The organism is Paenibacillus profundus, from assembly GCF_021369635.1.
In the GTDB taxonomy this organism is placed as follows: Bacteria; Bacillota; Bacilli; order Paenibacillales; family Paenibacillaceae; genus Paenibacillus_B; species Paenibacillus_B profundus.
Genome location: NZ_JAJNBZ010000033.1, coordinates 1 through 13,745, shown reverse-complemented (window position 1 = coordinate 13,745; position 13,745 = coordinate 1). Strand labels below are relative to the sequence as shown.

Genomic DNA, 13,745 nt, shown 5'->3' with positions numbered 1-13,745 from the left:
TGTCAGCAGCCTTTCAGTTTTGAATCACTTAGGCAACGTGATCTGGAACATGGTGTTTCCTTGGCTTGTGTCTAAACGAATCTGACCGCCATGTTTCTCAATGATATTTTTAGAGATGGTCAATCCAAGACCCGTACCCCCGTCGCTTTTTCTCGACTGATCTCCTCTAACAAAAGCATCAAATACTTTTTCTTTGTAGGTATCAGAAATCCCAATTCCATCGTCGATGATATGAATATGGACATGTTTGGGGTCATCGAGCAACTTTAGGAGAACTTCAGTCCCCTGTGAATTATAGGTTAAAGCGTTGGACAGGATGTTGGAAACAGCACGATATAACAGTTTATAGTTAAAAGGAACGGTTATTTCATGTGCGGGAATATCAAACTGAAAGTTGAACTGTTTCTCCTCGAATGGAACATAGAATTCCACCGCAATTTCACGGATAAATTCTGCGATATCTAATAAGTCTGTTGAAAATGGGTAATCAGGGCTTTCAAGCTTGGACAGTTCGAATACATCTTCAATTAATGCCGTAACTAGTTTCGCTTTCGTGTAAATGAGATCGAGCGTGCTTTGTCTCTTCGCTTCATCCTGGATAAGTCCCCTCTGCAATGCTTCAACGTAGCCTTGGATCGTGGTGATTGGCGTTTTCAGATCATGGGAGATATCGACCAGCATGCGCTGCTTACTTTCCTCCAATTGTTTCTTCTCTCTTTCGGTTTTCTCCAGCTTTTCAGCCATAGCGTTGAAATGTTTCTGGATTTGTTGTAATTCATAGTTTGCTCTAAAATCAAGCCTTTTGTAATAATGACCGTTGGATACATGTTTGATGCCCTCCGCAATGTAACGCAGCGGGTTGGTTATTTTGGCTGCTGTCCATCGGCTGTAGATATACACATTGATGCCATATAAAATGAGAAAGAGAATGAACGACTGCATCATTAACTTCCAAAAAATTGCATTATGGCCTTCAGAACCGCTTGTTATCGTAAAGTTGCGCGAAACATATTCTTTGGGGATTTTAACAAGACAGTAGAATGTTCGACCGTCTTCCGTCTCAAAGGGTGCTAGGGTAGCATGATATAAGCGCTCTTCTTGATCGTAAAATAAGCGGTTTAATTCCTTTTCCGAATAGGAAGAGGAATGATCTAGTTTTTTTCCTTTGATATAAACAATTTGTAGATGATCATCGAGAATTTCTACCCATCCTTTCAGCAATTCAATCCCTTCGGAAGGCATTTCAACATAATTTTGGCGTACAACCTCACTTGCTTTCAATTTCGAAAATGCAGTACCTCCAAACTCGTGAATCAGACGATAATTAGCTACGACCAGTAGTATGAATACGATGATTCCTACAGTGAAAGAAAAGAAAACATAATTTTTGATGAGGGTGCTCGATAACTTTTTTTTAGTTCTCATCGAGTTCATCCTTTTTCGCGAATCGGTATCCCAGTCCACGAATCGTTTTGATATACATAGGATTTCTCGGTTGATCCTCAATTTTGTCCCGAAGTCTGCTGATTTGAACCATAATGGTGTTGTCATCAGCAAAATATTGATCCGACCATGCCTTCTCAAAAATCTGTTTCTTAGTGTAGATGCGTCCGGGAGCATCCATGAAAAGCTTTAACAGCTTATATTCTATGGAACTAAGCGAGATTGGCTGTCCTCGCTTATACAACATACACGAATGGTGGTCGAGTGCCATGTCGCCTACACATGTCTGTGAATCGAGTGCAACGGGATCTGCCTCATTGAACTCGTAGGTTCTTCGCAGCTGAGCCTGTACGCGGGCGAGCACCTCCATGGAACTAAACGGTTTAGATATAAAATCATCTGCCCCGATACCGAGACCTAGAATTTTATCCGTTTCCTGATTTTTGGCAGATAAAATGATAATGGGCAGCTTATATTCTTTTCGAATTAACTTTATCAATTGATAACCGTCGAGCTCAGGCATCATGATATCTATGACAGCCAGATCGATGCTAATGTTTTGTATATACGCTAAAGCCTCTTTACCATTGCTCGCTTCGACCACTGAATATCCTTCTACTTCTAAAAATAGTCTTAGCAATGCTACAATTTCCGGTTCATCATCAGCGATGAGGATCGTTTTGCCCATGAGTTGTCCCTCCTTATCTGTCATTATGTAATTCAAGCTAGTCCAGCAATCTCCTCTATGTAAGAATGAATGTAAGATTAATGTAAGAAAAGTGAAAGTGAGGGGACAGATTCGCTCTGTACAATAACGTTATCTGACTCAAGAATAAACATATGGTAACGGAGGGGAAATGATCATGATTCATTCTCGTATACGAAAAAAGGCAGTGATCATACTTGCCAGTCTGTTAATGGTCTCATCAGCCGTGCCTTCGGTTTATGCCTCTTCGGCAGAAGCGGGTTCATACGCGAACAAGTCGTTGGGTCCTGTAAGCTCTAAGGAGGTCGAGGCGTTTGCCGACGAGTTTTTTGAACGGCAGGACGTTAAAGACATGGGGATTCCAGGAGCCGTCTTTGTGGTGGTCAAAGATGGAAAGGTGCTGTTGCAGAAAGGATACGGTTATGCGGATGTAGACAAGAAAACGCCGGCTGACCCGGAAAAGACGGTGTTCCGCATTGCATCGGTTTCCAAAGTCTTTACTGCAACCGCCGTCATGCAGCTTGTAGAGCAAGGTGAAATTGATGTGAATCATGATGTTCAGGAGTATATGGGGGATATCAAGATCAAAAATAATACGGACTTCCCCGTTACAGTGGAGCATTTATTAACACATACGACGGGATTTGATATCGTTGACCCTCCACAGGGCGACTCCATTTCATATGACTTGTCCAAAGTGTATCCGCTTAAGGAGTATGTGAAAGAATGGATGCCTACCGTTATTCGAAAACCAGGTGATGTGTTCAAATACGATAATATTGCCTCTATGCTGCAGGGATATATCGTTCAGAACATGTCGGGCTTGCCATTTAACCAATACGTAAACGAGAACATATTTAAACCGTTAGGAATGAATAACAGCGGCTTTTTGATGACGCCCGAGCTTCGCGAGAAATTGGCTGCCGGCTATAATGAACATAACAAAACCTCTCCAATCTACCATTTTGCTCCGAACGATATGCCTCATGGAGGCATGCTGACTACGGGCAGTGACATGGCCAAGTTCATGATTGCCTTCTTAAATCAGGGGAAGTTGGATGGCAACCGGATCTTGAAGGAAGAAACGGTCAAAGAAATGAGTAAAGTGCACATGGGAATTCACCCCAAAGTGCCAAATATGGCTTACGGATTCGAATACGCTTATCAGGATTACTATAACGGACAGAATGTCATTGGCAAAAGTGGGGCGGCTCCGGGTGGTTTTTCCTCCTGGATGTGGCTGTTGCCGGAACAAAATGTAGGCGCGTTTATCGTTTACAATAAATCGGGGAAGCTGCAGGAAAAAATATTCAAAGCCTTTATGGACCGTTACTATCCCAAGCCAGAACCAGCGCCAAAAAAATACCTGACTCCAACAAAAGAACAGCTGAGACGCTTTGAAGGCGTGTATCGCGATCTGCGAGTGAGCTACGTGCTTACCCGTATACATGCCGCTGCAGACGGAAGGCTGGAGCTGGAAAATCTTACAGGCAAGCAAGTCGTTCGGCAGGTGGATCCCCTTCTGTTCGAAGACGAGAATGGAAGCCAGGTCGCTTTTAAAGAAAACCCGGATGGCACGATCGGATATATGTTTTCCAAAACGAATCGGGTAAGTTGGGTAGAAAAGCTCCCTCAGCCCGAGCGGTTTCAAGATGTCCCCGACAATCATCCTTACGCGGAATACATTGAAGGCTTGCATCAGCTCGGCATTGTTGGGAGCAAGCCGGATGGAACATTCGGTCCGAACGAACCGCTAACGCGTGCGGAATTTGTAGTGCAGCTGATAAACTGGACAGGCATCCCTGCGTCAAAAGCTCCATTAATATTCGAAGATACTCACGATATGCCGGAAGCCGGAAAAATCCAAACGGCCTTGGAATATAACTTTATCAAGGGAACAAGCGAGCGGTTGTTCGAACCGAATCGGCCGATTGTCCGGCAAGAGGCGGCCGCGATCATGTCGAGAGTGATGTCGGGCTTTGGCGCCAAGCCGTCAGAAGGCGCCATTGTCGGTGATACAGAGCCATGGGCAGAAAGCGCGGTGAAGTTCATTGCAGGCAAGCAATATTACGGACCAGAGGTTTCCATTTCTCCTGATGGAGCAGTGGATTATCGCTCAAAGAAGATGATGACACGTCAGGAAGCTGCGGCACTCATTTATTTAGCGAGTAAATGGAGCGTTTCTTCTTAAAGCAGTCTGAGTCGCAACATGATAGGGGGGGAATGAGTGTTGGAGACCCGATGCAGAGAAAAATTATTGAAGCTCCAAGCGGAAATGATAAAAACCAACATTAACGATTTTTATATTTATCAATTTGATAGCGGCTGGAAACTTGTTTTAGCGGGAAGTTTCGATTTCAATTTTTGTTATTACCATGATATCGAAATCGAATTCATCGAAGTATCCTTTATTTCATGTCCCGTATCATTGTTTAAAATAGATACGATTCGATTGGCAACGGAGGAAGAGCGTAAATCGATTTCCCAACTCTCGCGTGGATATAATGAAGGCATTGCGTTTTGTCTTGAACATGTTGCATTCAACAATACATTTTATATTGTCGCTAAAGGAATAGATTATAAGCTGCAGAGAGTATATTATCTGCCTAAACGAACAAAGCCGCCCTGGAGCTCGGCTGCTCATTCACGAAGTCCAGCGACATCGCTTAGTACCTGCGAAAGTTCTGAATGATTATATTGCATACAAAGAAGCTGCAAATTGAACCATATACGGTCAATTGCAGCTTCTAGCAATAAATATATAGAATGCCAGATGCGGGATAGACGATGGTTTGTACATTTTGGAAAACGTTTATTATCTCGATCAGGATGATCCGACGTACAACTTTGTTAAGCCCTAATTTAGGATTGGCGGTTGCGTCTCCGAATCGTATACACGCATTTTCTATCCCCTTTTGACAAGCACTCCGGACGAGAAATATCCGCGTCCAACAAAGACTCAAATAACTTCAGTTCACATGTGCAGGCATGGTTGTACTTGTTGGCAATTTGGGAGATCGGACAATTATGCTCCGTAAAAACGAACTCGTCATCGCTGTTTTTTTTCAACTCCACCATATAGCCATTTTCGTTTTGAATATTAGCAAGTAAAGCTATTTTCTCTTGAAAGCTTTTATCTTCCATTGATTCAGCATGCTTTTTGTATAATGCATCTTTGCGGCGTTCAAACAATCGCTCTACCATATTTTCTCCCGATTCCTGCACCAATTCATGAAGGAGATCGAGGGCTACGGCGTGATACTTATTTGGAAATAGTATACTAGCACGCTCTGTTAGATAGTACATGGCAGACGGTCTCCCCATTGGTTGCCGTACAGTTCTCGAATCAATAAAACCATCGCGTTCTAGAGCGTCGATATGGCGGCGGACCGCCATGGAAGTAATGTTGAGCCGTTCCGTAAGTTCTTTGGCGCTAAGCTCATCATTCGTTTTTAACAGATATAAAATCGTCTCCCGGGTCGACATATCGTCTTGTGGTTGCAAATGCAGTTCACCGCCTTGTTATTAACTTCATTTAGCAGGCTGCCTTTACAGCGGGGCACATTGCTCAGAGCAATAACCATTATAAATGCTATCGCATTCTTCACAACAAATATGCTGCTGATGGCAAGCATCATTTGCACAATTAATGTATCGATCAGTAGGTTTACTGCAATGATGGCAACGTCCCACGACGATATCTTCATCCGTATGGTTAATCGGCACAGAAATCCGTTCATCAAATACGTAGCATTTGCCATCGAAAAGTCTTCCTTTTATGTCAGGATCTTTTCCGTAAGATACGATGCCGCCATCCAATTGGTATACTTCTTGAAATCCTTCCTTCAGCAAAAAGCCGCTCAATTTCTCACAGCGGATTCCTCCTGTACAGTAGGTCAGAATAGGCTTGTCTTTATGTTCGCTCATATACTCCCGAATCCATTCCGGGAATTCCCGAAAGCTCTCCACATCCGGTCGAATGGAATTGCGGAAATGGCCGATATCATATTCGTAACCGGTCCGGCCATCCAGCACGATAACGTCGTCACGCTGAAGATGTTCATAAAATTGTTTGGGATTAAGCTTTTTACCGCTCAGGATATTGGGATCAAGCTCCTCATCATCAACACGAAAGGTAACCAGCTCTTTTTTATAACGCACAAACATTTTTTTGAAGGTGTGTCCATCTGCTTCGTCTATTTTAAACACGATATCGGCAAAGAGAGGGTTCTGACGCAAATCATGCATGTATTGCTCTGTTTGTTCAACGGTACCGGACAGCGTTCCGTTGATTCCTTCATCGGCAATCAAAATCCGGCCTTTGATGCCAAGATTCTTGCAATAGTCCAAATGCTCCTTCGCAAATTGCTCGGCATCGGGAATGTTTACGTATTTATAAAATAGAAGCACTGAGTATACAGATTCTTGGTTCATTACATTCCACCTGGTTCATTATATTTTATGGAAAATATCAGACAAAGTAAAATTTTATCTATAAAAAGTATTGTAACACAACATGGCAGGTTGACAAGTGGGAGTTCATGCTAAAGGACATTGGCGCTGAACCGTATTTTCTGCGTCTAGGAGTTAGCGATGGGGGGTGCAGCGGTTTATCCTATAGCATCCTCTTTGACGATTCACGGCAAGAAGACGACCGAGTAATAGAATGGAAAGGATTTGAGGTTGTCATTGGCAATGCCAGTGAGGAGTACTTTGAAGGTGTACATATTGATTATATGGAAACCGGAATGACGGGTGGCTTCACGATAGACAACCCCAATGCTAAATTCACATGCGGTTGCGGAGCCAGCTTTCGAACGGCTGCCTATCGGGGGAAAGCCAAAAAATGCGACTGATCGTCGAGGAAAGGAAGGTTTCATATGAGCTTTGTGAGACTGGGAATACCGCAAGGGTGACTTTATCCGTATTTATGTCCGATATAGCGGCGGGGGAGAAGATGCATTCGCTTTTGGCATCACGAAAGATGAACCGCAGTATCCCGTGAACACGTATGTCGGTGACGGAATTACATTCTTTATGGAAGAAAATGATGCATGGTATTTGGACGGCCGTAATTTAACGATCGATTGTCTCCACGGTGATATTGTGTTTGCCCGTGGCTAAAGTTCAAAAGCAAGACAGCGGCAGAAATGAGACTATTTCTGCCGCTGTCGCATTTCAGGGCGACTATTTTTTGCAGGGCTTCAAGAGCTTCTTTTCAAGAGATTGGGATTGACGTATAGATGTACCGGTCGCGCAGCGGGGACTTGAAATGAAGGAGAATATAGTGGCATGATCAAGAAGACAGACAACAAGACCGCTGACTCAATAGCAAGGGGGAGACACATGTCAGGCTTATATGAAACGGATGAGAGTGATGTTCTCGTGCTGCCGCTCGGAGATCGTGCGATTGTCGTTGATTGGGGCGGCAGTATCCACCCGGACACCCATGGCAAAATACGCGCCTTGTGTTCGCAAATGGAGCGGAACCCTGTTCCGGGCATCGTGGAAGTTGTGCCAGCGTATACGACAGTCACCGTGTTCTACGAGCCGCTGAAATTGCGGGATCCGGTCACGGGTGACCAATGGTCTCGCAGTGGTGGCAAGGACGACCGATCCCCTTTTGAGATCATCAAGAGGATCGTCAGCAGGATGGTGATGGGTCTGGAATCAGTGGAAGCTGGCAGTTCCAGAATCGTGGAAATACCGGTGTGCTACGGAGGTGAGTTTGGGCCTGATTTACATGATGTTGCGGTGCACACCGGGCTGAGTGCGGAGGAAGTCATTAAGATTCACGCGAGTCAGGACTACTTGGTGTATATGATCGGATTCGCGCCGGGCTTTCCTTATCTCGGCGGCATGCCGGAACGGATCGCTGTCCCTAGACGCAGCTCTCCGAGACCAACCATTGACCCGGGTTCAGTCGGAATAGGAGGCAAGCAGACCGGAGTCTATCCGATTGCCACGCCCGGGGGGTGGCAGTTGATCGGAAGAACCCCATTGAAGCTGTTCCGTCCCGATCATGCTGCGCCGAGCTTGCTGCAAATGGGTGACATCGTCCGCTTCCGGCCGATCGCCCCCGAACAATATGCCGCGTGGAAAGAGGATGACATATGAGTCTGTATATTATAAAATCAGGACTTCTAACTACGATTCAAGATCAAGGAAGGTTCGGGTATCAGCAGCAGGGGGTCATTGTCAGCGGAGCAATGGATTCGTTCGCCCTTCGCGCAGCGAATGTGCTGGTGGGCAATGACCAGGGGGACGAGGCTTTGGAAATTACGCTGCGAGGACCGTCCATCCGCTTTGATGCCGAAGCGCTTATCGCCATATGCGGAGGCAATCTTTCGCCGAGTATCGGCGGGCAGAAGGTTCCGTTATGGAGACCGGTCATCATCAGAGCGGGAGAGGTGCTCGAATTCGGTCCCTGCATATGGGGGGCTCGCGCTTATCTAGCCGTTGCGGGAGGAATCGATGTGCCGCTGGTGTTGCAAAGCCGCAGCACCTATTTGCGTGCGGGGCTCGGAGGGCTCGAAGGAAGAGCACTGAGGACCGGGGATGTGCTCCGCTGTGGTGCTGTTTCCGACTGTGCGGCGAAATATACGAGGAATGGTCTGGCAGCGCTAGAGTCAAAGCCTTTTGCGGCTGCGCCTTGGTTTATCGGTTTCCCGTCCCGCCCTGCGTATGCGCAAGAGCCGGTGATCCGCTTTATTCAAGGCCGTGACTTCAGGCATTTTACCGAAGAGAGCAAGGCGGCTTTTGTCAGCCGGCCATTCTATGTCACACCTCAATCGGACCGGATGGGGTATCGCTTAGAGGGACAGGCTATCCGATTGATGCAACCTTTTGAACCGATCTCCGAAGCGGTGTCGTTCGGAACGGTGCAAGTCCCACCGGAAGGGAACCCGATCATATTAATGGCGGACCGCCAGACGATAGGAGGCTATCCGAAAATCGCGCAAGTGGCGAGTGTCGATCTTCCTGTGCTGGCCCAAGTGAAGCCTGGGGAAAGCATACGCTTGGCCGAAATATCGTTGGAACACGCGGAAGAGCTGTATATGGATGCAGAGCAGTCATTTGCTCTGACGGAAAAAGCGATCGGGCTTTATCTCACGAAAGAAAGGGGCGTTTGAATGTATACCGTCGATCTGAACTGTGATATGGGGGAGAGCTTTGGCGCCTATACGTTGGGAAACGATGAGGCGATTCTTGATAAGGTGACGTCTATTAACATTGCTTGCGGTTTTCATGCGGGTGATCCGCAGACCATGAGAAAAACGGTAAATATGGCTCTGGAGAAGCAAGTGGCTATCGGTGCTCATCCCGGACTGCCGGATCTGGCGGGCTTCGGCCGACGTAACATGAATATTACGCCACAAGAAGCGTATGACATGACCGTGTATCAGATCGGCGCCTTAGAGGGGTTCGTTCGAGCCGAAGGCGGCAGAATGCAGCACGTCAAGCCGCACGGAGCTCTATATAACATGGCGGCTCAGAATGACAAGCTGGCTCAAGCGATTGCCGAAGCCGTCTATAAGGTGAATCCCGAGCTGGTCTTGTATGGTCTCTCGGGCAGCGAAATAATTCGTGCCGGAACCCGAACAGGGCTGAAGACGGCCAGCGAAGTGTTCGCTGATCGGACCTACTGCCGAGATGGAAGCCTCACCCCGAGAAGCGAGCCAGATGCGCTAATCAGCGACCCCTCGCAGGCTGCCGCCCAGATTATCCAGATGGTGAAAGAGGGCACCGTCCGCTCGCGAGAGAATATGGAGATTAAGCTTACGGCAGAGACCATATGCATACACGGAGATGGGACACATGCGCTGCACTTTGCCGCTCGAATCCGGGACATGCTTCTATCTGAGGGAATCCAGCTTCAAGCTGTGCGCGATCGTAAACCTGACGGGAATTTCCAATGATATCATTAGATATACAGATCGGAGAGAATGCCATGGAATGGGAAACAGTCTACGAGAACAATCTGACGATGCTCACTGCGATTGCGTACCGTATGCTCGGTTCCTTGGCCGACGCGGAAGATATCGTGCAGGATCTGTTCATCGAGGTGCAGCAGCTCGACATGGTACATGTCCGCAATATGAAAGCATACTTAACTAAAGCGGTAACCAATCGTTGCATCAGCTTCATGACATCGGCCCGTAAACGGAGGGAAGTGTATGTTGGTCCGTGGCTGCCTGAGCCTCTGATCAATCTGACAGAACAGGATCCGATGGAGCTGGCGGTGAAGGATGAATCCATTTCGTACGCGGTTCTCGTCCTGCTCGAACAATTGAACGCCGTGGAAAGGGCCGTGTTCATTTTAAGGGAAACGCTTGCTTATAGTTACAGTGAAATCGCCCGGATATTGGATAAGTCAGAAGAGAATTGCCGTAAAATTTACAGCCGCGTCAACAAGAAGCTGCGTCAAGAGCTGCCTGCGGCTTCTCCCCATACGGAAAAAGAAGAAGCGCTCGTCCAAGCCTTCATACTTGCATCCAAAACAGGCAACTTCGATGACGTGATTCGCATGGTCGCCGATGACGCCCTGCTCATTATGGATGGCGGCGGCAAAGTACGCTGCGCATTACGTCCGATCATAGGCAGACAGCGAATAATGGCGCTATTGAACGGAATTGTGCCGAGAGGGTATTTCGAAGGGGAGATCCTCCCTGTCGAAGTTAACGGCCAGAGAGGAATGGTGCTTGTCAGAAATGGCAGTCCGGTTCTCGCGATATGCTTTGGCTGGGGCGCGAAGCCGGGAGAGCAGAAGCGTCTCGTACGCATCTTTTTCATATCGAATCCTAACAAGCTCGAACGCATTCAACCTCTTAAAGCTTTGTAAGAATTTCAGGCCCATTGTCGGTAATGGCAACGGTATGTTCATATTGGACACAAATCGAGTGGTCAATCGTTCGTGCCGTCCAGCCATCACTTTCGACATAGGCGCGCCAGTCTCCAAGCGTGAACATCGGTTCGATGGCGAGCACCAAGCCATTTTTTAATCGGGGCCCCATCCCTTGTCTGCCGTAGTGGGGAACAGGCGGCTCTTCCCACAGATCCTTGCCGAGCCCATGGCCCGTAAATTCTCTGACATTGCCGTACCCGTGGCGCGTCGCAAACGTGTCGATCGCAAATCCGATATCTCCAATACGGTTTCCGACGACAGCCTGATCAATGCCAAGCAGCAAGCTTTGATGACAGGCATCCATAAGCTGAGCGATTTCCGTGGAGACGGTACCGACCGCATAGGTCCAGCCGGAATCTCCATGGTAACCGTTGAAGAACGCCCCGACATCAAGGGTAACGACGTCCCCATCCTGCAATGGCGCATCATCTGGAAATCCATGACAAATAACATCGTTCTTCGCCACGCAGATGGAGGCTGTGAAGCCGTGATGTCCTTTGAAGCTGGGTACCGCTCCTCTTGCGCGAATATGCTTTTCTACCATTTGATCGATGGCAAGTGTCGTTATGCCGGGCTTAATCGTGTCTGCAATTAACGCATGGCACTCAGCTACGATACGGCCTGCTTCCCTCATGATTCCAATCTCTTGATCGGATTTCAAGATCATCATCGTGTTTCCTCCAGCTTCATCAAATTCTTTTTTTGCAGGTAGTTGTAACGATTGCGGCATTTCGCGCTACAAAACTTATTTACTTTAGCCCGCTGATAGGGAATGAACCAGCTATGACACTGGATGCAACGCTGCAGCTCCAGTTGCTCTTTCTCCATAGCCTCAAGCAGACTTAGGATGGCTTCCATATAGATTCGCTTCAACTGATTCGGAGGGTCTACGAACTCGGTATGAAGCAGCAACGAAGGAGCACTGACCTTGTCAGAAAGGCAGCTTGATGCAGGCACAGGAATATTTGCAGGCGTGGCAATGCTTAATTTTAGACGGATAGCATGATAATGTTGAAAAGCGTCATTGATTCGCTGCACGGAATCGGCAGTTAATGCCTGTTTGGCTTGGACGGACTTCGCCAGCAGCAGCAATAGACTTTGCAGCTCTTGTTCCAGACTGCCTGTCTCCATCTGGTTGTCATGCTCTTTCATCTGATTGAGTACGCTGAGAAAAAAATTCGGACGAGATAGGACGGGACTCAATACTAGCATCTCCTCACGATTTCATCTTTTTCAATGGATTGATGTGGTTAATCCATTTATAACAGAACGTGATCATGAAGTCAAACTTCAATAAAGGTATGCCGGTTTCGTCTCTTGCCTCATTCTCCCCTTTATTCAGAATGGCAGATTTTCTTTGTCATACGAACCAATTGTCGGTTTTCCATGCAGTGCAGTGGTCCATATATCCATTCTCCCTTACCGTCAGGAAAGAAAATCGCGAGCATAAGGCGCATGCGGTTACGCAAATCATGGCATGACGCGGCGGATTACAATGCAGTTAACCAGCATCGTCTTGGGCACGCCGCTCACTCCTGAAGGAAGGGGAGAATGGAGCAAAGGGGCTAATGAAGCGAATTATCGTCAATCCGATCACGCTATTGCACAAAATATGATTTTGTTGATCCGAGTTGATGTCACAAATTCAGCACTCATTTTGTCAAATAGATGAAAGGTAAGCGATGAGAAGTCATCTCTTGCTTTATTCAATGCCAATACCCAAGGAGGAATTGTACATGGACACGAGATTTAAAATGGAAGAGGTAAACCCTAAAGGCTATGCGGGCATGATCGAACTAGAGAAGGCCCAAATGTCTGCTGGCATCGATAAGCGAATGAAGGAACTAATCAAAATCCGCGCTTCCCAAATCAATGGCTGTGCATTTTGCATCGACATGCATACGAAGGATGCGCGTAAGCTGGGCGAAACGGAGCAGCGCATTTATGCGCTTAACGCATGGCGTGAAACGCCCTTCTTCACTCCGGAAGAGCGAGCCGTGCTGGCTTTGACGGAAGCAGTCACCTTAGTGACCGAAGGTCATGTGCCTGATGAGGTATACAAGGAGGCGCGCCGTTATTTCGATGAAAAGGAAACCGCAGAAATCATTATGGCTATCGCTACCATCAATGCATGGAACCGAATTGCCATCTCGTCAAGAAAAATGCCTGCCTGTGAATAGAATAACGGTGTTCTTGAAGGCAGGTCCCCTCGGGGAACTACATTAATAGAGTTATATCGTTTAAGTCCTTGGTTGAAAACCATGGACTTTTTAAGTGCGCCCGGCATGGGCGATAACTCGGCGGTGAAAGTCCGCTACAGGCTTGGCAGTAGGAACTGTTAGCCAAAGGCAAGGGTGTCCGCCGCGAGGCGGAATCTGAAGGAAGCCGGAGGCAAACCCTCGGTCTGACGAACAGAAATCACATACAAGGCATGGCGGGACGGACGAGCTTGCTTAACAAAGCAAAGTCCAATACTGCCCGAATCCCATCATGTAAATGTGGCAGATAGATGAGGGGAAGGTTATCGCTCTTACCCGGGGAGATCTCACAGACGTCAAGTAGGTTTTTAAAAAAAAATCCGAAAAACGGAGTAAAGCTTGCTGTGAGAAGTCAGCAGAAGCCATAGTACCGGGAAGTTTTTTTTTTTCGGGAAGGGCCGAACAGTCGTAAGTCTCGAATACATACAGGAAG

The 13,745-nt window shown here is 47.2% G+C and carries 14 protein-coding genes; 8 read left to right on the top strand and 6 right to left on the bottom strand.

Annotated features, from left to right (window positions below; genetic code table 11):
• Positions 1-24 precede the first annotated feature (24 nt).
• Together LQV63_RS25655 and LQV63_RS25650 are read right to left on the bottom strand one after the other, a co-directional pair.
• Positions 25-1,425 carry a sensor histidine kinase gene (locus LQV63_RS25655; RefSeq protein ID WP_233698792.1) on the bottom strand — a complete coding sequence of 467 codons (1,401 nt, stop codon included), beginning with the start codon at positions 1,423-1,425 and terminating at the stop codon, positions 25-27.
• On the bottom strand, positions 1,415-2,131 hold the full coding sequence (locus tag LQV63_RS25650) for a response regulator transcription factor (RefSeq protein WP_019419841.1): 717 nt from the start codon (positions 2,129-2,131) through the stop codon (positions 1,415-1,417). The genes LQV63_RS25655 and LQV63_RS25650 overlap by 11 nt, the downstream gene beginning before the upstream one ends.
• Positions 2,132-2,306: 175 nt before the next feature.
• Here LQV63_RS25650 and LQV63_RS25645 point away from each other — a divergent pair, with 175 nt between their 5' ends.
• Together LQV63_RS25645 and LQV63_RS25640 are read left to right on the top strand one after the other, a co-directional pair.
• Complete coding sequence (locus tag LQV63_RS25645) at positions 2,307-4,340, top strand: serine hydrolase (protein WP_233698791.1); 2,034 nt, start codon at positions 2,307-2,309, stop codon at positions 4,338-4,340.
• A 36-nt stretch (positions 4,341-4,376) separates the two neighbouring features.
• The gene (locus LQV63_RS25640) at positions 4,377-4,841 is read left to right on the top strand and encodes a hypothetical protein (protein WP_233698790.1); all 465 of its coding nucleotides are present in this window, start codon (positions 4,377-4,379) and stop codon (positions 4,839-4,841) included.
• A 170-nt stretch (positions 4,842-5,011) separates the two neighbouring features.
• Here the strand turns inward: LQV63_RS25640 and LQV63_RS25635 are convergent, their stop codons facing one another.
• A complete protein-coding gene (locus LQV63_RS25635; protein WP_233698789.1) occupies positions 5,012-5,653 on the bottom strand; it encodes a helix-turn-helix transcriptional regulator in 642 nt (213 codons plus the stop codon).
• 45 nt (positions 5,654-5,698) lie between these two features.
• Positions 5,699-6,583, bottom strand: coding sequence for an oxygen-dependent tRNA uridine(34) hydroxylase TrhO (gene trhO, locus LQV63_RS25630; RefSeq protein ID WP_233698788.1), 885 nt, complete (start codon positions 6,581-6,583; stop codon positions 5,699-5,701).
• A gap of 107 nt (positions 6,584-6,690) precedes the next feature.
• On the opposite strand from trhO, the gene LQV63_RS25625 reads away from it, so the two are divergent.
• The 5 genes from LQV63_RS25625 to LQV63_RS25605 all read left to right on the top strand — a co-directional run bounded on the left by LQV63_RS25625 (position 6,691) and on the right by LQV63_RS25605 (position 10,991).
• A complete protein-coding gene (locus LQV63_RS25625; protein WP_233698787.1) occupies positions 6,691-7,005 on the top strand; it encodes a HesB/IscA family protein in 315 nt (104 codons plus the stop codon).
• A 490-nt stretch (positions 7,006-7,495) separates the two neighbouring features.
• Entirely contained in the window at positions 7,496-8,266 is a 771-nt protein-coding gene (gene pxpB, locus LQV63_RS25620) for a 5-oxoprolinase subunit PxpB (protein ID WP_233698786.1), read from the top strand.
• The gene (locus LQV63_RS25615) at positions 8,263-9,282 is read left to right on the top strand and encodes a 5-oxoprolinase subunit C family protein (protein ID WP_325175923.1); all 1,020 of its coding nucleotides are present in this window, start codon (positions 8,263-8,265) and stop codon (positions 9,280-9,282) included. The genes pxpB and LQV63_RS25615 overlap by 4 nt, the downstream gene beginning before the upstream one ends.
• Positions 9,283-10,068: a LamB/YcsF family protein gene (locus LQV63_RS25610; protein ID WP_019419832.1), complete on the top strand. Its 786-nt coding sequence runs from the start codon at positions 9,283-9,285 to the stop codon at positions 10,066-10,068.
• Between the two features lie 32 nt (positions 10,069-10,100).
• The gene (locus LQV63_RS25605) at positions 10,101-10,991 is read left to right on the top strand and encodes an RNA polymerase sigma-70 factor (RefSeq protein ID WP_233698785.1); all 891 of its coding nucleotides are present in this window, start codon (positions 10,101-10,103) and stop codon (positions 10,989-10,991) included.
• Here LQV63_RS25605 and map read toward each other — a convergent pair.
• Both map and LQV63_RS25595 read right to left on the bottom strand, forming a co-directional pair.
• Entirely contained in the window at positions 10,978-11,724 is a 747-nt protein-coding gene (gene map / locus LQV63_RS25600; protein WP_233698784.1) for a type I methionyl aminopeptidase, read from the bottom strand. The two genes, LQV63_RS25605 and map, sit on opposite strands and share 14 nt — an antisense overlap.
• Positions 11,721-12,257, bottom strand: coding sequence for a hypothetical protein (locus LQV63_RS25595; protein WP_233698783.1), 537 nt, complete (start codon positions 12,255-12,257; stop codon positions 11,721-11,723). Before LQV63_RS25595 ends, map begins: the two co-directional genes overlap by 4 nt.
• Positions 12,258-12,790: 533 nt before the next feature.
• Between LQV63_RS25595 and LQV63_RS25590 the strand changes: the two genes are divergently transcribed.
• Positions 12,791-13,234 carry a carboxymuconolactone decarboxylase family protein gene (locus LQV63_RS25590; protein ID WP_019419828.1) on the top strand — a complete coding sequence of 148 codons (444 nt, stop codon included), beginning with the start codon at positions 12,791-12,793 and terminating at the stop codon, positions 13,232-13,234.
• Positions 13,235-13,745: the final 511 nt, after the last annotated feature.